General features: G+C 73.7%; 16 protein-coding genes. 6 read left to right on the top strand and 10 right to left on the bottom strand.

Translation table 11 applies throughout. The features are described from left to right. Positions 1-11: 11 nt before the first annotated feature. The 3 genes from BLS95_RS11340 to BLS95_RS11350 are packed head-to-tail and all read left to right on the top strand — an operon-like array spanning position 12 to position 4,177. Complete coding sequence (locus BLS95_RS11340; protein ID WP_245764986.1) at positions 12-764, top strand: ABC transporter permease; 753 nt, start codon at positions 12-14, stop codon at positions 762-764. Further along, positions 761-1,495 carry an ABC transporter ATP-binding protein gene (locus BLS95_RS11345; RefSeq protein ID WP_090930858.1) on the top strand — a complete coding sequence of 245 codons (735 nt, stop codon included), beginning with the start codon at positions 761-763 and terminating at the stop codon, positions 1,493-1,495. The genes BLS95_RS11340 and BLS95_RS11345 overlap by 4 nt, the downstream gene beginning before the upstream one ends. After that, the gene (locus BLS95_RS11350) at positions 1,496-4,177 is read left to right on the top strand and encodes a fumarate reductase/succinate dehydrogenase flavoprotein subunit (RefSeq protein ID WP_090930859.1); all 2,682 of its coding nucleotides are present in this window, start codon (positions 1,496-1,498) and stop codon (positions 4,175-4,177) included. Positions 4,178-4,190: 13 nt separating this feature from the next. Here the strand turns inward: BLS95_RS11350 and BLS95_RS11355 are convergent, their stop codons facing one another. Beyond that, the gene (locus BLS95_RS11355) at positions 4,191-5,207 is read right to left on the bottom strand and encodes an aminotransferase class V-fold PLP-dependent enzyme (protein WP_090930860.1); all 1,017 of its coding nucleotides are present in this window, start codon (positions 5,205-5,207) and stop codon (positions 4,191-4,193) included. Between the two features lie 129 nt (positions 5,208-5,336). Further along, positions 5,337-6,680, bottom strand: a complete 1,344-nt coding sequence (locus tag BLS95_RS11360) for an ATP-binding protein (protein WP_090930861.1) — start codon at positions 6,678-6,680, stop codon at positions 5,337-5,339. 179 nt (positions 6,681-6,859) lie between these two features. On the opposite strand from BLS95_RS11360, the gene BLS95_RS11365 reads away from it, so the two are divergent. The 3 genes from BLS95_RS11365 to BLS95_RS54030 are packed head-to-tail and all read left to right on the top strand — an operon-like array spanning position 6,860 to position 13,811. Then, the gene (locus tag BLS95_RS11365; protein ID WP_143043666.1) at positions 6,860-10,420 is read left to right on the top strand and encodes an NACHT and WD repeat domain-containing protein; all 3,561 of its coding nucleotides are present in this window, start codon (positions 6,860-6,862) and stop codon (positions 10,418-10,420) included. Between the two features lie 26 nt (positions 10,421-10,446). Continuing rightward, a complete protein-coding gene (locus BLS95_RS11370; RefSeq protein ID WP_090930863.1) occupies positions 10,447-11,100 on the top strand; it encodes a hypothetical protein in 654 nt (217 codons plus the stop codon). Continuing rightward, positions 11,097-13,811, top strand: a complete 2,715-nt coding sequence (locus BLS95_RS54030; protein ID WP_143043667.1) for an NACHT domain-containing protein — start codon at positions 11,097-11,099, stop codon at positions 13,809-13,811. The genes BLS95_RS11370 and BLS95_RS54030 overlap by 4 nt, the downstream gene beginning before the upstream one ends. On the opposite strand, the gene BLS95_RS11380 is transcribed toward BLS95_RS54030, so the two are convergent. The 8 genes from BLS95_RS11380 to BLS95_RS11410 all read right to left on the bottom strand — a co-directional run bounded on the left by BLS95_RS11380 (position 13,732) and on the right by BLS95_RS11410 (position 22,790). Further along, positions 13,732-14,604, bottom strand: a complete 873-nt coding sequence (locus tag BLS95_RS11380; RefSeq protein WP_090930864.1) for an AfsR/SARP family transcriptional regulator — start codon at positions 14,602-14,604, stop codon at positions 13,732-13,734. The genes BLS95_RS54030 and BLS95_RS11380 overlap by 80 nt on opposite strands. A gap of 99 nt (positions 14,605-14,703) precedes the next feature. Continuing rightward, positions 14,704-14,853 carry a hypothetical protein gene (locus BLS95_RS55555; protein ID WP_176993132.1) on the bottom strand — a complete coding sequence of 50 codons (150 nt, stop codon included), beginning with the start codon at positions 14,851-14,853 and terminating at the stop codon, positions 14,704-14,706. 104 nt (positions 14,854-14,957) lie between these two features. Next, positions 14,958-16,766 (bottom strand): CocE/NonD family hydrolase, encoded by a 1,809-nt coding sequence (locus BLS95_RS11385; protein WP_218135688.1) that lies wholly within the window; start codon positions 16,764-16,766, stop codon positions 14,958-14,960. Between the two features lie 141 nt (positions 16,767-16,907). Continuing rightward, positions 16,908-18,629 (bottom strand): HAD-IA family hydrolase, encoded by a 1,722-nt coding sequence (locus BLS95_RS11390; RefSeq protein WP_090930865.1) that lies wholly within the window; start codon positions 18,627-18,629, stop codon positions 16,908-16,910. Next, positions 18,620-20,164, bottom strand: coding sequence for a hypothetical protein (locus tag BLS95_RS11395; protein WP_090930866.1), 1,545 nt, complete (start codon positions 20,162-20,164; stop codon positions 18,620-18,622). Before BLS95_RS11395 ends, BLS95_RS11390 begins: the two co-directional genes overlap by 10 nt. 6 nt (positions 20,165-20,170) lie before the next feature. Further along, positions 20,171-21,160, bottom strand: coding sequence for a methyltransferase (locus BLS95_RS11400; protein WP_090930867.1), 990 nt, complete (start codon positions 21,158-21,160; stop codon positions 20,171-20,173). Then, positions 21,157-22,326 carry a DUF6545 domain-containing protein gene (locus BLS95_RS11405; RefSeq protein ID WP_090930868.1) on the bottom strand — a complete coding sequence of 390 codons (1,170 nt, stop codon included), beginning with the start codon at positions 22,324-22,326 and terminating at the stop codon, positions 21,157-21,159. Before BLS95_RS11405 ends, BLS95_RS11400 begins: the two co-directional genes overlap by 4 nt. After that, positions 22,311-22,790 carry a ParH-like protein gene (locus BLS95_RS11410; protein WP_143043668.1) on the bottom strand — a complete coding sequence of 160 codons (480 nt, stop codon included), beginning with the start codon at positions 22,788-22,790 and terminating at the stop codon, positions 22,311-22,313. The genes BLS95_RS11405 and BLS95_RS11410 overlap by 16 nt, the downstream gene beginning before the upstream one ends. Between the last annotated feature and the right edge of the window lie 14 nt (positions 22,791-22,804).

Raw genomic sequence — 22,804 nt, forward strand, 5'->3', positions numbered from 1 at the left:
GGCCCGTCAGGGTGGCGTCCGTCCTGGTGGCGGCCGGCCTGTGGCAGGTGCTGACCGCCACGGACGCCCGGTTGTGGCTCAGGTTCGACCGGCTGCCCACGCTGGACGAGATCGCGGCCGAGGCCGCCCGGCAGCTGGCGACCCCGGTCTACGTGCTCGACCTGCTGCAGAGCCTGATCCGCATCCTCACCGGGTTCGGCCTGGCGACGGTCGCGGGCGTCGCGGCGGGCGTCGCGCTCGGCAGGTCGGCGCGTACCAGGGACGTGCTGCTGCCGCTGCTGGAAGTGGTGCGCCCGATCCCGGCCATCGCCCTGGTGCCGGTGGCGATCCTGCTGTTCCCGACCGACGAGCAGGGGATCGTGTTCATCACGTTCGTCGCGGCGTTCTTCCCGATCGCGGTCAGCACCCGGCACGCCGTACGAGCCCTGCCCACCCTGTTCGAGGACGCCGTCCGGACCCTCGGCGGAGCCCGCAGGCACGTGCTGTGGCATGTCGTGCTGCCGGGCATCCTGCCGGGGGTGTTCGGCGGGCTGTCGGTCGGCATCGGCGTGGCGTGGATCTGCGTGATCTCCGCCGAGATGATCTCGGGCGAGTTCGGGGTCGGCTACCGCACCTGGCAGGCGTACACGCTCGTGGACTATCCCGCGGTGATCGTCGGGATGGCCACCATCGGCCTGCTCGGGTGGCTCACCTCGGCCGCCGTCGAGCTGGTCGGGCGCAGGATCACCCGCTGGCTTCCCCGAGGCGAGAGGACCACCACGTGACCACGCTCGTACGAGCCGAGCAGGAGCAGACCGGGCTCGGCTTCACGTTGGAACGGGTGTCCCTGGGCTACGGCCGCGACCTGGTCGTCCAGGAGATCGACCTGCGGGTGGTGCCCGGCGAGGTGCTGGTCGTGGTGGGCGCCTCAGGGTCGGGCAAGTCCACGTTGCTGCGGGCGCTGGCCGGGCTGCTCACGCCGGTCAGCGGGCGGATCCTGGCCGGCGACGCCGACGTCGCCGGCACCTCGGGCGAGCGCGCGATGGTCTTCCAGGACGACGGCCTGCTGCCGTGGCGCAGCGTCCGCCGCAACATCGAGCTGCCGCTGCGCATCCGCAAGGTCGGCCGGCGCGAGCGCGCCGCGGCGGCACACGCCTGGATCGAGCGCGTGGGCCTGAACGAGGCCGAGGACAAGCTGCCGCGCGAACTGTCCGGCGGCATGCGCCAGCGTGTGCAGCTCGCCCGCGCCCTGGTCGCGTCGCCGCGGGCCGTGCTGATGGACGAGCCGTTCGGCGCGCTCGACGCCCAGACCCGCGCCCAGATGCAACGCGTCCTGCTCGACGTGCTGCGCGACACCCGGGCGACGGTCGTGTTCGTGACCCATGACGTGGACGAGGCGCTGCTACTGGCCGACCGCGTCGCGGTGCTCGGCGGACACGGCGTCCGTACGGTGCTCGACGTGCGGGGCACGGCCGATCGGGCCTCACTGCGCGACAGGATCCTGAAGGAGCTGTAGATGGAGATCCCCTCGATCGACGACCGGCTGCGCCTGGAATGCGACGTTTTGGTCGTCGGCGGTGGCACCGCGGGCACGATGGCCGCGATCACCGCGGCCGAGCACGGCGCCAACGTGCTCCTGCTGGAGAAGGCCCACGTACGCCACAGCGGAGCCCTGGCCATGGGCATGGACGGGGTCAACAACGCGGTCATCCCCGGCAAGGCCACCCCCGAGGACTACGTCGCCGAGATCACCCGGGCCAACGACGGGATCGTCAACCAGAAGACCGTCCACCAGACCGCCACCCGCGGCCACGCCATGGTGCAGCGGCTGGAACGGTACGGCGTCAAGTTCGAGAAGGACGAGCACGGCGACTACGCGGTGCGCCGGGTCCACCGCTCGGGCAGCTACGTGCTGCCCATGCCGGAGGGCAAGGACGTCAAGAAGGTCCTCTACCGGGTGCTGCGCCGCCGCGACATCCGCGAGCGGGTCCGCATCGAGAACCGGGTCATGCCCGTCAGAGTGCTCACCTCGGGCGGCCGGGCGGTCGGCGTGGCCGGATTCGACACCCGCTCCGGGCGGTTCGTCACGGTGTCGGCGGGGGCGGTGATCCTCGCCACCGGCGCCTGCGGCCGGCTCGGCCTGCCCGCCAGCGGCTACCTGTACGGCACCTACGAGAACCCGGCCAACGCCGGCGACGGCCATGCCATGGCCTACCACGCCGGAGCCGAGCTGAGCGGCATCGAGTGCTTCCAGATCAACCCGTTGATCAAGGACTACAACGGCCCGGCCTGCGCGTACGTGGCCAACCCGTTCGGCGGTTACCAGGTCAACAACAGGGGCGAGCGGTTCGTCGACTCCGACTACTGGTCGGGTCAGATGATGGCCGAGGTCGCCACCGAGATCGCCTCGGCCCGCGGCCCGATCTACCTCAAGCTCACCCACCTGCCGGAAGAGTCGATCTCCGCGCTGGAGGGCATCCTGCACACCACCGAGCGGCCCACCCGCGGCACCTTCCACGCCGGGCGGGGCCACGACTACCGCACCCACGACGTGGAGATGCACATCTCCGAGATCGGCCTGTGCGGCGGCCACTCGGCCTCCGGCGTGTGGGTGGACGAGCACGGCGCCACCACGGTGCCGGGCCTGTACGCGGCCGGCGACCTGGCCTGCGTGCCGCACAACTACATGATCGGCGCGTTCGTCTTCGGTGACCTGGCCGGCGCCCACGCCGCCGCCCACCACCAGGCCATCCCAGAAGCACTGCCCGAGGACCAGATTGAGGCGGCCCACCGGCTGATCTACCGCCCGCTCCGCCATCCGGACGGGCCACCGCAGCAGCAGGTGGAGTACAAGCTGCGCCGCTTCGTCAACGACTACGTCACCCCGCCCAAGACGGCCGCCAAGCTGGACCTCGCGCTGGAGACGTTCGAGCGGATGCGCGAGGAGATCGCGGGGATGGGCGCGCGTACGCCGCACGAGCTCATGCGCTGCGTGGAGGTCGACTTCATCCGGGACTGCGCGGAGATGGCCGCCCGCGCCTCGCTCACCCGTACCGAGAGCCGCTGGGGCCTCTACCACGAACGCGCCGACCTGCCCGCCCGCGACGACGGCGAGTGGCTGTTCCACCTGAACCTGCGCAAGCGGGCCGACGGCGCGATGGAGTTCGTCAAGCGGCCGGTGGAGCCCTACCTCGTGCCCGTCCCCGAGTTCAGCGTCCCGGCCGGCGCCGAACCGGTGCTCCTCGGCGCCCACACCACCACCGCCGTGCGGCGGGCCGCCGCCACCCGCTCCGAGCGGGCCGCCGTCGGCCACTCGCCGCGCATCCTGGAGCTGCACCGGCTGGCCGAGGAGCAGCCCACCATCGGCCGGCTCGCCCCCTACCTCGCCGACCCCGATCCCAAGGTCAGGCGGGCCGCCATCGCCACCCTCACCGAGATCGTGCCCGAGGGCGCGGGCGGCGCGCTGGCCGCCGCTCTCGCCGACCCCCACGGCACGGTGCGGCGGGCCGCCGCCACCGCGCTCAAGGAGCTGGTCGAGGTGCTGCCGCCCACCCCGGAACTCGGTGCGGCCCTGGCCGAGCGGGCGACCGGCGCGGACGCCATGGTCCGGGCGAGCGCGCTCGACGTCCTGCGCGCGCTGCGCCTCGGCGACCGGCGGCTCTTCGCCGGCGGGCTGTCCGACCCCGACCGTCGGGTGCGCATCGAGGCCATCCGCGCTCTCGTCTCGCTGGACGAGGCCGACCTGGTGGCCGAGGCCGCCGCCGACCCCTCCAGGGAGGTACGCGTGTGGGCGGCCAAGGGCCTCGGCCTCATCGGCAAGCCGTCCCCGGCGCTGGCCGACCTCGCCACCGACCCGGATCCGCTGGTGAGGGCCGCCGCGCTGGAGGCTTCGGGTGAGGTCGGCGCTCCGCTGGAGGCGCAGGCGGTCGAGGCGATGCGCGACCCCGACTGGCAGGTACGGGTGGGCGCGGCCCGCTGCCTGGCCGCCGCCGATCCGGCCACCGCGTCAGAGCCGCTCACCGGCGCGCTCACCGACGCCGATCCCGACGTGCGCAAGGCGGCCGTGCTCGCGCTGACCCGCTGGGCGGGCGCGCCGCGGGTGACCGCCGCCCTGTCCGGGGTGCTGGCGGACCCGGACGCCGACGTGCGCGCCTATGCCCGCCAGGCGATCGAGACCGCCGGCCCGGCCGCCTCCTGAGCACGCCCCGGTATCAGGTCAGGGCGTCCAGGGCGCGGTCGACGTCGTCGGTCGTGGTGTAGAGGTGGAAACTGGCGCGTACCCGGCCCGCGCGCACGGCCGCGCGGATGCCGGCCGCGGCGAGGCGCTCGCCCGGGGCGTCCACCGAGACGATGGCGGAGTCGCCGGGTTCGAGGCCGAGGCCGGCCCTGAACCGGTTGGCCAGGGCGACGTCGTGGTCGCGGATCCGCTCGACGCCGATCTCGTCGAGCAGTTCGAGGGCGGGGGCGGCGCCGACATAGGAGAACCACGCCGGGGACAGGTCGAACGCCCGGGCGTCGGGGGCCAGCCGCAGCGGCGGGCCGTAGTAGGAGCCGCCCTCGTCGGCGCCGGCGTACCAGTTGGCGGCCAGCGGGCGCATGCGCTCGCGAACACGCGGCGACAGGTAGCCGAAGGCGGCGCCGCGCGGCGCCATCAGCCACTTGTACGCGGCGCAGGCCAGCACGTCGACGCCCGCGACGTCCACCGGCAGCCAGCCGCAGGCCTGGGAGGCGTCGACGATGACGAGCGCGTCGTGGGCGCGGGCGGCGGCGAGGATGTCGGGGAGGTTCGCGAGTTCGCCGGTGGCCGACTGCACGAGGCTGAAGGCGACGGCGGCGGTGCCGCCGGTGACGGCGTCGGCCAGGCGATCGGCGGGCACGGTCGTGACCTCGGCGGCCACCGCCCACGGGAACAGGTTGCTGGTGAACTCGATCTCCGGCACCACCACGCGGGCGCCCGGCGGGAGCGCGGTGGCCACGGCGGACATGATCTGCGACAACGAGGCGCCGACGGTCACGTCGGCCACGGGAGCTCCGACCAGGCGGGCGAAGGCCGCCCGGGAACGTCCCACGGAGGCGTCCCAAGGTTTCCAGTCACTGCTGCCGTGCCGCCAGCCGGTCAGCACGGCCTGCAACTCCTCGAAGGCGGGACGCGGGGGCAGGCCGTAGGAGGCGGTGTTGAGCCAGCCGGGATCGGCGTCCCAGAGCTTGGCCGCCGTGGCGATGTCCATAAGAGCAGAGTATGTCCCAGGCTTCCGCGCGCTCGATCGTCCCGGATCCGCCGTCCAGCATGTGAAGCCTGGATGAAGCCGGCACCTGCGACGCTGTACGGGTGAGGGGAGCCGTGGAACACCCAGGAGTCACTCAATGTGGGAGTAAACACCAGCTATGCCGTGAAATGGCGTGATGTCGGACCCCGCTGGGCGCGCCGCCCCGGTCAACGGCTCCCGCGTCCGGCGAAGCTCCCGCGCATGGTCGCGGACCAGGTCGTGGAACGTATACCGGCCCGGGGCCGGCTCCCGCAGGAGGTGGGCGTCCATGAGCCCCGCCAGCAGCCGTCCCGCCCGCGCCACGGTGGTGTCCAGCAGGACGGCGGCAACGTCGAGGCCGAAGTCCGACCTGACGCACGACCCCAGCATCCGGTACGCGCGCCGGAGGTCGGCCGGTAGCCGCTCGTAGGACACGTCCAGGGCGGCGGCCACGCTGTGCCGCCCGGCCCTCAGCTCGGCCAGCCGGTCGCCGGCCAGCCGGTCGAGCAGGTGCCGCACGTCCCACGAGGGGTGCACGTGCAGCCGGGCGGCGGCGACCCGGATGGCCAGGGGCAGCAGCCCGCAGCGCCGTACGACCTCGGCCAGCAGGTCCGGCGGCGTGTCCCCGACCCGCTCCGGCCCGGCCATGAGGACGAGGAGGGCGACCGCGTCGGCCACCGGCAGGACGTCCAGGGCCAGGTCGCGGGCATCGCCGGGGCAGATCAGGCGGCGCCGGCCGGTCACGATCACCCGGCAGCCCGGCCCCGCCGGCAGCAGCGGCTGGATCTGCTGCTCGTCGGCGGCGTCGTCCAGCACGACCAGGACCCTGCGGCCGGCCAGCACGCTGCGGTAGAGGGCGGCACGGTCGTCGAGGCGCACGGGAACGTGCTCGTCGGGGATGCCGAGCCCGCGCAGCATGCAGCCGAGGACCGCGCTCGGTTCGGACGGCGCCGCCGTCCGGCCATGGCCGCGCAGGTCGGCGAAGAGCTGGCCGTCGGGGTAGTGAGGCGCGAGCCGGTGCGCGGCGTGCACGGCCAGTGCCGTCTTGCCCGCTCCCGCCATGCCGGTGATGGAGACGACCGGCAGGGTGTTCGCGCTGTGGTGACCCTCCACGATCGCCAGCTCCCGCTCGCGGCCCGTCAGCTCCGCGACATCGGCGGGCAACTGCCGGGGCACGGCCGCCGGCGGGCCGCTCGCCGTCGCGGTCCCGGGAACGGGCAGGCCGCGGGCGGCGGCGGCGAGCGCCGCCCGCTCCTCGCCGTCCAGCTCCAGCGCCCGCGCCAGCAGGAGGATCGACGCGGTGCGCGGCTGCCTGAGCGCGTGGGTCTCCAGCCGCCGGATGGTCCTGACGTTGAGCCCGGCCCGTTCGGCGAGTTGCTCCTGGGTCAGCAGGGCACGCTTCCGCCACGCGCGCAGGAGTGTTCCAAAGGACCGCCCGGAATCGGGATCCCCCACGACTTCGCCCCCGTTTCATCTCACCGGCCTGACGCCGGCGCGTGCAGGTGACCATCGAAACTGTGTTCGGGGTGTTCCGGCCACTGGTGGGACGACATCGCACGGAATTGGACGGCCAGGCCGCGAACTCCGCCATCCCGGGCCTATCGAATTGATGGGAATGGCGAGGATTGGCCAAAATGAGCGCCATGGGCGAGCGGCGGGAGAGCGGCCATCCGGACGACGTGTGCCCCTACCAGGGCCTGGCGCCGTTCGAGAGCCGCAGGTCCGAGCTGTTCTTCGGGCGTACGCGGGCGACGCGCGGCCTCCTCGACCGGCTGGGACGGCGGCTGACGGACCGCGGATCCATCCTGCTGGTCTCGGGCGCCTCCGGGGTGGGCAAGTCGTCGCTGTTACGGGCGGGGCTGCTGCCGGCGCTGGCGGAGGGCATGCTCCCGGTCGCCGGATCACGGGACTGGCCGTGCCTGCTCCTCACACCGGCCGCGAACCCGTTCCTGGCGCTCTGCGAGGGGTGGTCACGCGCGTTCGGCGGCCGGGCGGAGACGGTGCTCGTACGGCTGCGCGAGGACCCCCGGCGGGCGCTGGCCGAGGTCCTCCCGCCGGGCGGCCGGCTCGTCCTGGTGGTCGACCAGTTCGAGGAGCTGTTCACCCTGGTGACCGACGAGCGGGAGCGCCAGGCGTTCGTCCGGACCCTGCACGCCCTGACCGAGGGCCGGGACGGCGCCGCCGTGATCGTCGGCGTGCGCGCGGACTACTGGGACCGCTGCGCCGCCTACCCGCAGTTCGCCGAGGCCATCCAGGACGGTCAGGTCATCGTCGAGCCGATGACGGAATCGGACCTGCGGCTGGCCATCACCGGCCCCGCCGCCACGGTCGGCCTGGACCTGGAGCCGGGCCTGGTGGAGACCATCCTGGGCGAGCTGCGCGACGGCCGCCCGGCCGGCGACCGCTACGAGGCCGGCGCCCTGCCGCTGCTCTCGCAGGCACTGCGCAACACCTGGGAGAGACGCGAGGACGGCACCCTGACGCTGCGGGGTTACGAGGAGTCCGGCCGGGTCCGCGACTCCGTGCGCCGCACGGCCGACGAGGTCCTCGGCCGGCTGACGCCGGAGGATCGCAGGAGCGCGCTCCGGTTCTTCCGGCGGATGACCGTGATCACGGCGGGCGGGCAGGTGGCCCGGCGCAGGGCGACCCTGACCGAACTGCACGCCGCCGCGGCGGCGCACTCGCCGGAGCGGCGCGAGCGGGCCGGGGCGCTGCTGTCCGCGTTCGCCGGCCGGCGCCTGCTCACCCTGCACGAGGACAGCGCAGAGATCGCCCACGACGCGCTCCTGACCGCCTGGCCGACCCTGCGGCAGTGGATCGAACCCGACCTCGCCGCCCAGGCGGTGTACGAGCGGCTGCTGGACGCCGCAGGGCAGTGGGCCGAGAACCACCGCGACCCCGCCTTCCTCTACCGGGGCGCCCGGCTGCTGGCCGTACAGGACAGCCGGCCCCACTGGGAGCGCGACCCCGACAGCTTCCCGCCGCCCGGCCCCACCGCGGAGGGCTTCCTCGCGGCCTCCACCCGCGAGGCGCGGCGCGCGGGCCGCCGCCGGCGGCTCGTCATGGCCGGTCTGGCGCTGCTGTCGGTCCTCGCCCTGCTCGCGGCCGGCACCGCCGTCAACGCGGCGAGCGAGGCCGACGCGCAGCGCAAGGTGGCGAGCTCCCGCCAGCTCGCGGCGCAGAGCGAGGTCACCGGGGACGCCGCCCTGTCCTCGATGCTGGCCGTGGCCGCGTGGGACATCGCGCATACCGACGAGGCCCGCAACCGGGTGCTGTCCGCGGCGATCCGCACCGGCCGGGGAGTCCTCACCGGGCACACGCGCGGAGTCATGGCGCTGGCGTTCAGCTCCGACGGCTCGGTCATCGCGACCGGAAGCGACGACGGCACCGCGCGGCTCTGGGACGCGGCGACACGCCGGCAGCTCGGCGCCCCGATCACCCGGGAGAAGTACGAGTGCTCGGAGGTCCACCTCGCCCTCAGCCCCGACGGCCGCACACTGGCCACGGCCTGCCTCGACACCGTCCGGTTCTATGACGTGGCCACGCACCGCGAACGCGGCGCGCCGCTGCGGACCGGCGAGGTCGTGTCGGCGCTCGCCTACAACCCCGACGGGAAGACCTTCGTCACCGGCGACTTCACCGGCGTGGTCCGGCAGTGGGACGCGGTCACCCGCCGCCCGTACGGGCCCGCCATGGGCCGCGCGAAGGACGACCTGTCCAGCAGGATCCAGGCGGTGGCGTACAGCCGGGACGGGCGGACCCTGGCCACCGCGAGCAACGACAAGACCGCGCGGCTCTGGGACACCGCCACGGCCCGCCGGCTCGGCGCCCCGCTCGACCACGGAGGCACCGTCGCCGACGTCGCCTTCAGCCCCGACGGCGCCACCCTCGCGACCGCGAGCTGGGACCGCACCGCCCGGCTTTGGGACGTGGCCACGGGGAAGCAGACGGGCGTGCTCAGGGACAGGACAGCGGGTTTCTACGGGATCGCCTTCAGCCCGGACGGCACCCGGCTCGCCACCGCCGGGGCCAGCGGCCGTACCGTCCTGTGGGACACGGCCAGCCGGCAGCAGCTCATGGCGCTGTCCGACAACAGCGTGAGCGTCGAGCGCGTGGCGTTCAGCCCGGACGGGCGGCTGCTGGCCGCCGCCAGCGGCGACGGCGTGACACGCCTCGCGGACCCGCGGACCCACCTGCAGCTCGGGACCCCGATGCCCGCCCGGACCACCGTCGCGCTCAGCCCCGACGGGCGCACCCTGGCCGCCGGCGTGGCCCGCGAGAAGGACCCCGCGATCCAGCTCTGGGACGTGGCCACCCAGCGGCCCCTCGGCCCCCCGCTGCGCCCCGAGGGCGCCCGCCGGTCCGTGTCCTCGATCGAGTTCGCGCCCGACGGGCGGACGCTCGTGGCGTCCAGCCTGGACGGCCTGTGGCTCTGGGACGTGGCGAGCCGCCGCGAGATCGCCCGCGACGAGGCGCTCAAGGGCGTGGCCCGGCTCAGCCCCGACGGCAGGTACGTCGCCGTCCAGCGGGACCAGGCCATCGCGTTCTGGGACCTGGCCGGCCGCAAGGAGGTCGGGCCGCGCATCAGCGTCCCCGACCACACCGGCGTCCTCACGGGCATGGCGATCAGCCCCGACGGCGCGATCCTGGCGAGCGCCGGCTTCGACAACCGGCTGCGGTTGTTCGACGTGGCCACCCGCCGCGAGATCCCCGGCCCGCGGGACACGGTCGCCGGCGGGTTCGTCAACGCCCTGGCCTTCAGTCCCGACGGCCGGAAGCTGGCCTTCACGGCCTCCGACAACGCCGTCCGGCTGTGGGACATGCAGCGCCGCCGCCCGGCCGGCATCGCCCTGATCATCGAGGACGCCGCGACCAACGCGCTCGCGTTCAGCCCCGACAGCCAGGTGCTCGCCACCGGCGACACCGGCGGAGGCGTGCGGCTGTGGGATCTGCGGGTCAACCGGCAGCTCGGCACACCCATGACCGGCCACGGCCGCGGCGTGACGGCGGTCGCCTACGGCCGGGACGGGACGTCCGTCGCCTCGGTGGCCGACGACGGGACCGCGCGGCTGTGGAACGTCCGCACACCGCCCGACATCGAGGCCGCGGCGTGCGCCAACGCCGGCCGCTCCCTCACCCGCGAGGAATGGGAGAGCCTCGTGCGGCAGGAGGAGTACCGCCGGACGTGTCAGTGACCCCGGGCCCCACGGAGAGAGCCGGAATGTTCCTGCGAGGTTTTCGGCGGCGGACGGACAGGCCCGTCCCCGAGCTGGTCGCGCTGTTCCGCTCGATCATCGACGGCGGCCGGGACTTCCACCCGATCGCCTCCGACTTCCTGGAGCACTTCATGGACGGCGCGGGCGCCTCCAGGACGATGTCGCCGCGGTGGCTGCGCTCGTTCAAGGTGATCAAGCGGGCCGAGCGCAAGAACCAGCGCCGGTTCGAACGGCAGCTCGCCCGGGAGGCGAAGTCGCTGAGCGACGGCGAGTCCACCTGGGCGCACGACCACTGGGACGCGCGGATCAACGCCTTCATCGGTACGGAGCTGTTCTACGTCAGCAGGATGAGCCTGCTGCGCTCGCAGGGCTCGTTCGTCCTGACCAGGGAAGGGCCGGAGGTGCGGGTGTCCGGCACGGTCCGGCACCGCTGGTTCGATCCCTACGATTGGGACCGCGGCCGGTGGGTCTACATCCCCCGGCACGGGTTCGTGCCCATCGCGGTCGGCAGGGAGCTGGTCGAGGCCGACGAGGCACGCAACTTCCTGATGGAGTCACGCCACGTGCAGACATTGGAGGGCCGGCTGCTGGACGGCCGCTGGCCGCGGCGAGGGAGAGGGAGGTTCGTGTGGGCGCTGGTGAGGACGGAGGGCCAGTGATCGAGGAGCCTCCCGTTCCGCCCGACCCCACCGCCGCGGGCAGCGCGGCGGAGTTCGTACGGTCGCTGGTCCTGCTCAGGCAGTGGGCGGGCGAGCCGTCGCTGAGCAGGCTGCGCGCGCTCGGCGGGCAGACGGTGGCCTCGGACGGGGCCAGGGTGGACGCCCTGCCCAAGAGCACGACCTCGTACGTGCTGCGGCAGGCCGACCGGCTGCCGCGCTGGGACTTCGTACGGGCCTTCGTGACCGCGTGCCTCCACTACTGCGACTATCCGGCCGAGCTGATCCCCGGCGAGCTCGAACGCTGGCGGGCGGCCAGGACGGCCCTGGCCGGATCGCCGGCCCGCCCGCCGGAGACCGCGACTCCCACCCCCGCGGTCCCCGATGCCGCGGTGCCCGGTACTCCGGAGGACGCGACTCCTGGTGCGCCGGGGGCCGGGTCGCCCGCCCGTGCGGCCGAGGCGGAGAGCGCCGAGCGGCCCGGACCGGACCCCGTGGTGGAGCTGCTGGCGCGGCGAGTGGTGCTGGAGGAGGACCGGGCCCGCAAGGGGCTGCTCGGCGGCTACCACCTCGCGTCCGTCTCCTTCGGCCCCCACGACGCCACCGCGCCGGACACGGCGGCGGGCACGGCGGCGGGCAGGGCGGCCGAGACGGCGGCGGGCAGGGCGGCCGAGACGGCGGCGGGCAGGGCGGCCGAGACGGCGGCGGACTTGGCGGCGGACTTGGCGGCGGATTCGGTGGCGGACGATCTGCGCGGGATCGGCCGGTTCTTCGGGGGCCTAGAGCCGCGGCGGCTGCTGGTCGTCGGGGAGTCGGGAGCGGGCAAAACAGTGCTCGCCATCGAGCTCGTGCTGCAACTGCTGGAGCCCCTGCTGGCCGCCCGCGGGCAACCCGATCACGGGCTGCCGGTCCCGGTGCGCCTGAACGCCGCCCGATGGACCCTGGGCAGGCCCTTCGAGCCCTGGCTGGCCGAGCAGCTCACGCAGGACTACGGGCTCGCGGCCAAGGACGCGCTGCGGCTGGTGCGGGACCGCCGGGTGCTGCCGGTCGTGGACGGTCTGGACGAGCTGGACCCCGAGCCGTCCACCGGCCCGCCGCGGCGGGCGATCGGCCTGCTGGCCGAGCTCAACCGTTACAGCGACCTGTCCGGCCGCAGGCCGGGGGCGGTCGTCGTGACCTGCCGCGCCGCTCGTGACGCCGAGCTGCGCGAGGCCGGGGTCGCGCTGGACAACGCCGCCCGGATCCGGCTGCACAACCTGACCACCGGGCAGATCGATACGTATCTGCACGCCCGCTGGCCGGACGGCCATCCGTGGCAGGCACAGCGCGACGCCATCCACGCCGCGCTGTCCGGGCCGGCGGGCGAGGCCGTGCACGCCGCGCTGGCCACGCCGTGGCGGCTGCTGCTGACCGTGACCGCCGTGGAGTCCGGCGCCGACCCGGCCGAGCTGCTTGACGCGGACCCGGCCGCCGACCCCGGCGAAGGGGCGAGGCGGATCGCCAGGAGGCTGCTGGAGGCGTACGTCCCGGCGGCGACCGACCTCACACCCAGGGCCGCGAACGGCACGCCGTACCAGCCGGGCCAGGTGCGGTCGTGGCTCGTGCACCTGGCGGAGCACCTGCGCTGGCAGGCCGCCCGCGGCGCGGAGGAGGACCGGCCGCCGCCCGGCCTGACGGGGATCGACATCGTGCCCCACCTGCTGTGGCCGATCGGCGGCCGCTATCGGGTCAGGGCGCTGCACTGCCTGTGCTGCGTGATCCTGGCCATCATCGCCATGCTGGCGTTCTGGACGGGCTCGGCGGTCGACGGCCCCGCCGAGCTGCGCGCGGGCCTCAGCCCCGAGCAACTGCTCACCCTGGCGATCATGGTGAGCTGGGTGGTCATAGCGACCGGCCTGTCGTTGTCGCCCTGGCCGGCCGCCGCCGGCGGGCGGGTCAACGTTCCGCGCCGGCGGCGGGTGACCGGTGGCCTGCTCGGCGCCCTGGTGGGGGCGCCCGTCGGGGTGCTCGGTGGCCTGACCGGGCTCGCGCTGACCGGCGGGAAGGTCTTCGGCCCCGCCTTCGCCGTGGGCGCGGGGGGAACCGGCGGGCTGGTGCTCGGAGCGGTGATCGGGCTGACCGCCGCCGGCGGCCGGGGCGCCGGGCGGATGAGCGTGGCCGAGGCGGTCAGGGCGGAGCCCGTCACCCTGCTCGGCTTCGGGTTGTGCGGCGCGCTGACCGGGCTGCCGCCGCTGCGGCTGGCCCACGCCGGCCCGGTGCCGCTGGTCGTGGGTGTCGCCGGGGCCTTCGTCCTGGCCTTCGCGCTCGGGGTGGTCTTCAAGGTCGCCACCGGGGGCTGGAGCAAGGACGCGGAGCTGGCCCATCCGCGCGAGGCCCTGCACCGCAACCCGGTGATCGGCGTGGCCTTCGGCCTCACGGGGGGTGTCGCGGCCTTCCTGGTGTTCGTCATGAACCAGGACGTCGTCGAGTCCCTGGTGTGCGCGCTCATCGGCGGCGTGACCTTCGGGCTGGCCTTCGGCGCGATCGCCTGGGCCCGCGCCATGATCGGCCTGGCCGTCGCGGCCATGCGCGGGCTGCTTCCGCTGCGGCTGTGGACCTTCCTCGACTGGGCCTGCGAGGCCCGGCTGCTGCGCGTCAGCGGTGCCACGTACCAGTTCCGGCACCGCGAGCTCCAGGACTTCCTGACTCCGCGCGAGGGCGGCGGTGGCACATGACCCCGCCGCCGTCCTCCGCCAGGATCCGCGCGTGCAGCGCCTGGAGCTCCGCGCCCGGAGCGATCCCCAGCTCCTCGGCCAGTTGCCGGCGGGCGGCGCGGTAGGTCTCCAGCGCGTCGGCCCGCCGCCCGATGCCGTGCAGCGCCGTCATCAGGTAGCCCCAGAACCGCTCGTGGAAGGGATGGCGCGCGGTCAGCGCCCGCAGCTCCCCGATCAGCTCGGCGTGCCTCCTGCGGCGCAGGTCGACCTGGATACGCCGGTCCAGGACGCTCAGGCGCTGCTCCCGCAGCCGGGGGACGTCCTCCTGGTGCAGGAGGTTCGAGGGCACGTCGGCCAGCGGCTCGCCGCGCCACTGGGTCAGGGCCAGCCCCAGCAGGTCCGCCTCCGCGTCGAGGTCTCCCTTGACGGCGGCCTGCCTCGCCCGGTCCCGCCAGAACTCGAACCGGCCGAGGTCCACCCGGTCGGGCTCCGCCTCCACCGCGTAGCCGTTCGCGTGCGTGACGATCACCTGGCCGGGCTTCTCCTCAGCCAGCGACGCCCGGATCCGGGTCACGTAGAGCTGGACCGCGCGGCGCGGATTCCTGGGCGGCGTGTCGCCCCAGACCGCGTTCACCAGGTCCTCGACAGGTACTGCCCGCCCCGCGTTGAGCAGCAGTGCCGCCAGTACGATCCGGTGCTTGGGTGATGGGAACCGTACCGGCCGCCCGTTCACCCGGGTCGTGAGCGGGCCGAGCAGTCCGAATTCGGCACGGGATTCGCCCGCCGCCGAAGGCCCATGAGGTCGGAGTTCCATGCCTCCCCACCCTTGATCAGCCGGGGGTGGGAAGACAGGGCATGTGACCGGGCATTGACCGGTCACTTCGCCTCGGCGGGTCCTCGCCGCCCGTCCGGGTCAGTGCCGCCGCGACCGCCAGCGGTTCAGCAGGCCCCGCGCCTTCTCCTGCGTACGGGGGTCTCGGGCCATGCGCTTCGCCTTCTCGATGTTCTGCCTGCCTTTGGGGCTGCGCAGATACGCGCGCACCCGATCCATGAGTGTGGCCATGCGCCTTCCCCTACCCCGTCAGCCCGCAAGATAGCGGACGACTTTCGCCGGCCGGGCACGCGCCACCCGGCACCCGGTGCGACGGGTGCCGGGTGGCCGGTCGGTCAGCGCCCCGGCTTCAGCGGGAAGGTGCCGCGGCCGACGTCGGTGAGCGTGGTGGTGTTCGCCGCGAGGTAGGCGTCCAGGTACGGCGACCGGTCGCCCTGCGTCGGCACGTCGGACCTCGGGGACTGCACGTCGAGCGTCAGCCGCGCGTCGGAGATCCTGATCGTGTTGCCCGAGGGCACGTCCCGCCAGCGGCCGGTGTCGATGGTCCCGATCTGGACCCCCAGCCGGTGCCCCCGCTCGATGGTCCAGTCGGTCGACTTCAGGTCGAACGAGACCCGTCCCCGGCCCTCCAGCAGGGCGACGTTCTCGTCGAACATCGTCGCCGTGCCGTCAGGAGAGACGTCCCACAGGCGGACCATCACGTTGCCGTTCGCGCCGGCGTCGAGCCGGATCCTTGGCGTGCCGGTGAGCCGGAGCGGCTGGGCCGCGGGCGTGGACCAGGTCCAGAAGCTGGTGCCGGTGGTGTCGCCCCGCCGGGCCGCGTTCGCCTCGGTGCTCGACAGCGGCTCGATCCGCGGCGCGTTCTCCATGTCCCAGCGGCCGTCGTCCGCCCGGGCGGCCGCCGTGCCGCCGCCGTTGTCGACATACTGGCCGGTGGAGAGCCGGGCGTCGTACGAGGTCGTGGTCACGGGCCAGGTGGGCTGGGCGCGCCAGTTGCCCAGGTTGTCCTCGACGGCGTACTCGGGATCGGTCACCGACGGGCGCACCCCGCGCAGGTACTGGTCGTAGAACCGAATGACCTCGTCGAACCAGCCGGCGCGGCCCTGGAGCAGCCGGCCCTCGGAGTCGGTGTCGTTGCCCCGCACGTGCTCCCACTGGCCGACCCAGCCGCGCTCCCGGCCGCGGTGGTTGTCCAGGTATTCCTCCATGTCCTCGGGCTTGGTGTTGGGCTCGATGAACCCCTGGGTCACGAACAGCGGTGTGCTGGTGCCGGCCGCGTCGGCGGCCAGGTTGCGGGCCCGCCAGTAGGCCGAGTGCAGGTCAGGATTGTTGTTGTTGGTGAGGTTGTCGCTCAGGCACTCCGGATGGCTCTCCTCGTACGCCGCGTTCGCCTTGTACCGGTCGCTGTCGTCGGCCAGCGCGGGGATCGTCGCGATCGAGTTGTACGCCTGCGGCGTGCCGGTGACGTTGGGGCGCGGGACCTTGTTGCTGAACAGGTAGTTGTACATGTTCCAGACGGGTTCCTGCGCGACGACCGCCTTCAGGCTCTTCAGCTTGAGGTTGTTGCCCACCAGGCCGGTGACGGCGTCGTACGACTTGCCGTACATGCCGACCTTGCCGGTCGACCAGGGCTGCCTGGCCGACCACTCGATGGCCGCCCGGACGTCGGCCTGCTCACCGGGGCCGACCCAGTCCAGGCAGCCGGTGCTGCCGCCGAAGCCGCGCAGGTCGACCATGACGAAGGTGTAGCCGCGTGCCATCAGGCCGGCGCCGTCGATGAAGTCCTGGAAGCGCGAGGAGGGTCCGACCCGGTCCCAGCCCTCGGGGCCGGTCTGACCCGCGTGCGCGAAGTAGGGGCCGACGGAGAGGATCACCGGCGTCTTCGCGTCGGGCGGCAGGTGCGCCGGGCGCAGCACGTCGGCGTGCAGCTCGACTCCGCTGCCGTCCGAGGACGGGAAGTACGCCTCCGTCCACGCGGCGCCCTCGGGAACCCGCGGGTTCTCCTCGTGGGTGACCGGGTCGCCGGTGGGCGCGCCCACCGCTCCGGCCTGGGCGACCGCGGGTAAGCCGCCCGCGGCCAAGGTGGTGATGGTTACCAGCGCACCGGCCGTCAAAGCGGCCGACGCCTTCCCGCGCATGTTCATGGACACTCCCGCGATCAAGGGGCTGCCATGGGAGAGTAACGATTTTCGGATGGCTTGTCGCCACTTGACCTACGCGGGTAAACCGGCTCCGGGGCCGGCAGCGGTAGGGCGCCGCCGAGTATGAACCCCCCGGCCTCCGCCTCAGGCCGCCTGTAGCCAGAGGGCGTCCAGGCCGCGGAGCATCACGGTGTCCCGCCAGGCGTGCCGGTGCGGCGTCAGGCGGGTCACGCCGGTCGCCAGCAGCTCTTCGAGCAGGATGCGGACCGTCCGGTCGGCGAGGCTCGCCCCGAGGCAGCGATGCGGGCCGGAGCCGTAGGTCAGCGGTTGCGGGGACCTGCGGGTGACGTCGAAGCGGTCCGGGTCGCCGAACACCGCCGGGTCGCGGTTCGCGGCTCCCAGGTGGGCCACCACGACGTGGCCGGCGGGGATCGTGACCGGGCCGAGGCCGATCTCGCCGGCCGTGACGCGGGAGGCCAGCTGCACCGGGCCGTGGACGCGGCCCGCCTCGCTGACCGCCGGGCCGATCAGGGCGGGATCGGCGGCCAGCCGGGCGAGCTGGTCCGGATGGCGGGCGAGGAGATGGAGGGTCCCGCTGATCAACTGGGTGACGCTGTCGTATCCGGCGACGGCGAGGAAGGCGAGATTGGCTCGCATCTCCTGGCCGCTCATCCCGCCGGCCGCGGCCGGTTCGGGGATCCGCCCGGTCAGCTCCGCCAGCGCGGTCAGGCCGGCGTGGAGCTGGTCGAGCGAGGCGGCCGGCTCGATGGCCATCCATCCGGCCGCGGCAAGCTCCAGGTCCAGCTCGGGCAGGCCCAGCAGGTCTCGTACGAGCCGGGCCGCCAGGGGAGCGGCGAGCCGCCCGACCACCTCCACGGGCCCGCGGCGCAGGTCGGCCAGCGGCCCGGCGGCGACCTCGCGCAGCCCGGCGTCCGGGCCGGGCCGGCGGCCGATCGCCTGTTTCACGGCCGAGCGCGTGACGGCGTGCCGGGGCGGGTCCAGGAAGGGCAGCGGGACCGGCAGGCCGGGCGGTGGCGGTGGCAGCGGGTCGCCGGTGATGAGGTCGCGCAGCGGCGCCGCCGTCCCCTTGACCAGCCGGGGATCGCGCAGCAGCCGGACGCTGTCGGCATACCCGGTGGCGTACCAGCAGGGGCGTCCGGCCAGCCGGTGCACCGGGCTGAGCGCGCGCAACTCGTGCAGCCCGGCGAACGGCTCGGCCGCGCCCCCGAACAGCGCCCCGGCCAGCAGCTCGTCGGCCCGGCCACGCGGGCGAGGGCGCAGCGGGTGGGAGGGCGGCGGGATTCTGCGGGGAGCCGACCGGCCGAGACCGGCGGCGGCGAGGATCTCCGCCACCGCCGCGTCGCGGTCCTGGCCCAGCAGGATCGCCCGCAGGCCCAACCTCCGGCCCACGGCCACGTTGGCGGGGACGTCGTCCACCAGCAGCGTGTCCTCCGCCGGGGTGCCGAGCCGGCGCAGCGTCTCGTGGAAGATCTCCGGGTCCGGCTTGCGCCGGCCCAGGTCGCAGGAGCGGACGATGACGGAGAACGTCTCCTCCCACGCGTACAGGCGCTGCCAGAGCGTGGCGAACTCGCGTACGGAGTTCGTGCAGAGCGCGAGCCGGACCCCGGCCGCGGCGAGTTGCTCCGCGACCGCCACCAGGTCGTCGGCGAGCCGGTACGGCGGCATCGGCCCGCCCCCGAGCCCGGCGGGAACGGGCAGATCGGCCAGGGCCAGCGCGCCGCGCTCCAGCCGGTGCCAGGGGTGGTCGGTGTCGGCGTCCCGGGGCCCGAACAGGTCCGGGGGCAGCCCGCCCGGCTGTGACACGAGCACCCCGCCGACATCGAAGATGGCCGCTCTCAGAGCCATCTGCCGCCCTGCTTGATCATGTGCGAGGTCCGCCGCAGGATGCCGTCCCGCATCTCGTCGATCGCGCCCATCGCCTGCGCGGCCAGGTCGGGGCCGGCGGCCAGGGACTCGAAGCGCAGGGCGTCGGCCTCGGGGTCGGGCTCCAGCTCCAGCGGCTGGACGGGCAGCCGCTGGGCGAGGTAGGGCAGCGGCAGGCCCGTCTCGCTCTCGACCCGCCGGGCCAGCGCCCCGATGGCGTCGGAGACCGGCGCGGTCAGCCCCTTGAGCGCCACGATCACCCAGTACCTCAGGAGCGGGTCGAGGGTGTGGTCGATCTGGTGGGTGATGACGCCCCGCAGGTCGCGATGCTCGGCCGTGTCCTTGGACAGGTAGATGAACTCCAGGGTGCGGCTCACCGGCCAGTCCAGCAGGTCGTCCAGCCGGAGGGAGCGCCAGTCCTCGTACAGCAGGCCGGAGCGGCGGCCGAAGCGCCGGCACAACCGGTTGATCGCGCGTTGCGGGGCGCTGACCGGGATCGGGTAGGAGATCATCCGGCGGTAGACGGTGGGCGCGCCCGTGGTGTCGGTCGCCATGAACAGCAGCGCGATCCTCAACCGCCTGATGGCCTCGGTGAGGTCGGGAACGTCCTCGAAATAGGACAGGTCCGCCGATTCCCGGACGGCCGCGACGCTCTTGTCCTGGAGGTCCTTGATCGCCTGCTGCGTCGGGTGCGGGTGCTCGGGCCAGAACGGGAAGTCGAAGACCTCGGGCCCGGGGCGGGAGCCGATGGTGGCCGGCGCACTGGCGTGCCGGCCCCTGCGGTAGCCGAAGCCGCCCTGGGACAGGGTCTCCTGCGCCAGCCTGAGCATGTCGCTGTTCTGCTCGTCGATCAGCTCGAACACCCGGACGGCCTTGGCGATCGCGGCGGCGCGCCGGGCGGGGTCGAGGACGGCCGACTCGAAGGAGTCGTCGTCCACCGCGTGGCCCGTCTCGCGCGCCAGGTGGTAGGGGCCCCAGTAGACCAGCTCCCGCCCGGTCCTGCGGGCGTACTCGACGGCGATCTCGTTGGTGTGCCGGAAGAGCGCGTTGCCGCACGCCTCGATGGCCTCCACGACGGCGAACCGGACGACCGGGTCCTGCGCCTCGATCACCAGCTTCGTGATCGCGGAGGTACGGCTGCGCAGGTCCGCCGTGATCCGGCTGCTGAACAGCCAGTGGAAGACCTCCGACGGCCGCCAGCCGAGCATCGTGTCCCAGCCGAGCGTGCGGAAGTCCCGCAGGAACAGCCGGGAGTGGGTCATGTCCTCCTCGGCGTGCCTGGTGATGGCCGCCCGCTGCGCCGGCTCACCGAGCCCGTTGTCCCGGCCGGGGCTCGCGTAGGAGATGTGGTAGAGGTTCAGTTCCCTGAAGTACATGATGAAGTTCAGGAAGTAGAGGGAGAACCACAGCCGCCGCTCGGGCGGGCCGCCGTCGTCCCAGGTGACGAGCCAGCGGTGCAGCGGATGGTCTTCGAGGAGCGCCTTGCGTTCGTCGATCACGCGCAGGACGTGGATCAACGCCGGTCACCTTTCCGGCTTGCGGGCGCTGACCAGCGTGACCGGACCAAGGCCGGACTGGACGTGCACGTCGCCGAAGCCCGCCTCGGCCAGCCACTCGCCGAGCTCGGCGGCGGTGTACTCGCCGCCCTGCGTCACCAGGGCCGTGGTGAGGCTCATCAGCAAGGAGGTGAGCGGCCCGCGGCGGTCGTCGCCGATCATGCTGTCCCACACCAGCAGGGTCCCGCCGGGCGGCAGCGCGGCGAACGCGCCGGCGATGAGCGCGCGCCGCCGCGGCACGTCCCAGTCGTGCAGGACCCGCCCCATCAGCAGCACGTCGGCACTGGGCAGGGGATCGGCGAAGAAGTCGCCCGCGACGAACTCCACCTGGTCCGGGCGCGCGCCGGCCGCGAAGGTCCCGGCCAGCTCGGGCAGGTCGAAGCAGACGCCGCGTAGGTGCGGATACGTCTCGGCCAGGCCCGCGGCCAGGGCGCCGGAGCCGCCGCCCACGTCGGCGAACGTCTTCACCGAGGGCCAGTCGAAGGAGAAGGCGAGCATGCCGGTCGTCATGGCGGTGGTGGCGTCCATGGACCGGGCGAACTCGGCGGCCCGGCTGGCGTCATAAGAGGCGAACATGTCGCGGTGCTCCCCGGAGCGCAGGGCCGAGGTGAAGTGTCCCCAGTCCGCGTACAGGTGGCGGTGCCATTCCAGCAGGATGTCGCCGAGGTAGGTGGGCTTGGCGCGATCGAGGAAGAACGCCGTCTCCGGGGTGTTGGCGTAGCGGCCGTCCTCGTCGCGGCGCAGCAGCCCGAGCGCGGTGAGGGTGTCGAGGAAGTCCCGCGCGGTACGGTCGTGCAGCCCGCACCGCCGCGAGAGGTCCGCCAGGCCGAGGGAGTCCCCGGCCAGCTCGCTCCACACGCCGAGCTCGGCGGCCGCCAGCGCGACCTGCGCCTTCATGAACCCTTGGGCCACGTCGAGCAGGTGCTCCGGGGTCAGCCATTCCTGCTGATCGCTCATATACGGATCTCCTTGGGGCGGGTGTGCCTTGCGACGAACGCGGTCACGCCGGACGAGGTGGCGAACGCCCGGCTGACGTGACTCAGGCGGCGGATCTCATCTCCTGCTCCGCGTACCGACAGTGCCTCCGGCGGGACGGGGCCCAGCTCGTGGGGGTCGTCCTGTGGGCCGGGCGCGTCCTCGGCAGGCGCGGCCCCGCCACGCAGCGCCAGCGCCGCGGCCACCCAGGCGGCCTCGGCCTCCACGCCGCTCAGCTCCTCCCGCGCGCGTGCTCGCAGCCACCCGTACGTCGCCGCCAGGTCGGCCAGCGCGTCACTGATCGTGACCGCCTGGCGGTAGAGCCGCTCGTGGCCGGCGGCGAAGAACCGGCCGCGCGATCCGTCGTACCCGGTGATCACCAGCTCCGGGTACGCGGCGACCACGGCGGTGTAGAGCGGCGCCATGCGGCGCAGCGCCCACCGGTCGGCCAGCCACTGCAACGGCGTCAGCAGGACCGACACGGTGGCGCCGAGGGTGGCGGCGGTCAGGAATGTCAGCTCCATGCCGAAGAAGGTGTCCTGGGGGAACAGCACGGCCAGGTCGCCGCTGAACGGCACCGTCGCGATCCGCACCATCGTGATGACGCCGACCACGCACGCGAAGCCGCCCAGCGCCGCCAGGGTCAGCCCGACGGCCCTGATCGCCGGGTGCGCCTGGTCCCGCAGCCCGGCCGTGGTCGCCGCCCAGGCGACCCGCAGGTCCGTCCAGCTCAGCACCGCCCAGTAGACGAGCCAGTAGGCCATGGCCACGGCGACGCCGGGCGACGGGGGCTCGGTCAGGTGCCGGGGGTCCAGCACGGCCAGGACGATCAGGGCGGCCGGCTGCGTGGCCGCCGCGACGATCAGCCACCGGCGGCCGTTCGGCCCGGGGGAGAAGAAGCGCCGCACGCAGGCGACCGCGAGGAGCAGGGCCACGTGCGAGGCCAGCACCCACACCCAGCGGGGCACGCCGGGCACCGTGAGGTCCTCGTTCCAGGCCAGCGGGGAGAACGTGGCCGACACCGCGTAGCAGCACAGGAATCCCCACAGCGGGCGGATGGCGGGCTTGGCGATGGCCGTACGGGCGTGCACGATCACGCCCGGCCAGAGGATCGCCAGCAGGACGAGGTGGACTACCTGAACTTCCACCGTGGCCTTCCCGCGCGGTAGAGGCGGGGACCCTCCACGAGGACGTCTCCCCAGGAGGGAGGCACCATGTCCTGGTAGAGGGCACGTGAGACGATCATGGTGGAGCCGATCTCGGCCTCCTGCTCCTGCACCGAGTCGAAGTGCCGGCGGGCCAGCAGCCCGTGGATCCGGGTGTCCTGGCCCATCAGATCGGGCAGCGACTCGGTGTGCGTGTTGGTGAGCAGGTCGATGAGCTCGTCGTCGGAGGGGTGTCCCGCCAGGAGGTGGGCGATCTCGTGGCACACCACGGCGAGATAGTGCAGCGGCCCGATGGACTCCGACAGCAGGATCACGTCGCCGCGGTCGGTCTCCGCGCACAGACAGCGGCTGGGTTGCAGGCCGGGGACGCTCAGCAGGTGGATGGGCCGGCCGCGATAGGCCGCGACCCGGGAGACGAACTCGTCCAGGTCGAACGGCTCAGGCACCCTGACATCGTCAA

The sequence above is a fragment of the Nonomuraea jiangxiensis genome, from assembly GCF_900099965.1.
GTDB classification, from domain to species: Bacteria; Actinomycetota; Actinomycetes; order Streptosporangiales; family Streptosporangiaceae; genus Nonomuraea; species Nonomuraea jiangxiensis.

Excerpts from the sequence above, each read along its gene's own strand:
- BLS95_RS11350 (WP_090930859.1), top strand. The coding sequence starts at position 1,496 with ATGGAGATCCCCTCGATCGACGACCGGCTGCGCCTGGAATGCGACGTT.
- BLS95_RS11355 (WP_090930860.1), bottom strand. The coding sequence starts at position 5,207 with ATGGACATCGCCACGGCGGCCAAGCTCTGGGACGCCGATCCCGGCTGG.
- BLS95_RS11365 (WP_143043666.1), top strand. The coding sequence starts at position 6,860 with ATGAGCGCCATGGGCGAGCGGCGGGAGAGCGGCCATCCGGACGACGTG.
- BLS95_RS11370 (WP_090930863.1), top strand. The coding sequence starts at position 10,447 with ATGTTCCTGCGAGGTTTTCGGCGGCGGACGGACAGGCCCGTCCCCGAG.
- BLS95_RS11380 (WP_090930864.1), bottom strand. The coding sequence starts at position 14,604 with ATGGAACTCCGACCTCATGGGCCTTCGGCGGCGGGCGAATCCCGTGCC.
- BLS95_RS55555 (WP_176993132.1), bottom strand. The coding sequence starts at position 14,853 with ATGGCCACACTCATGGATCGGGTGCGCGCGTATCTGCGCAGCCCCAAA.
- BLS95_RS11385 (WP_218135688.1), bottom strand. The coding sequence starts at position 16,766 with ATGAACATGCGCGGGAAGGCGTCGGCCGCTTTGACGGCCGGTGCGCTG.
- BLS95_RS11390 (WP_090930865.1), bottom strand. The coding sequence starts at position 18,629 with ATGGCTCTGAGAGCGGCCATCTTCGATGTCGGCGGGGTGCTCGTGTCA.
- BLS95_RS11400 (WP_090930867.1), bottom strand. The coding sequence starts at position 21,160 with ATGAGCGATCAGCAGGAATGGCTGACCCCGGAGCACCTGCTCGACGTG.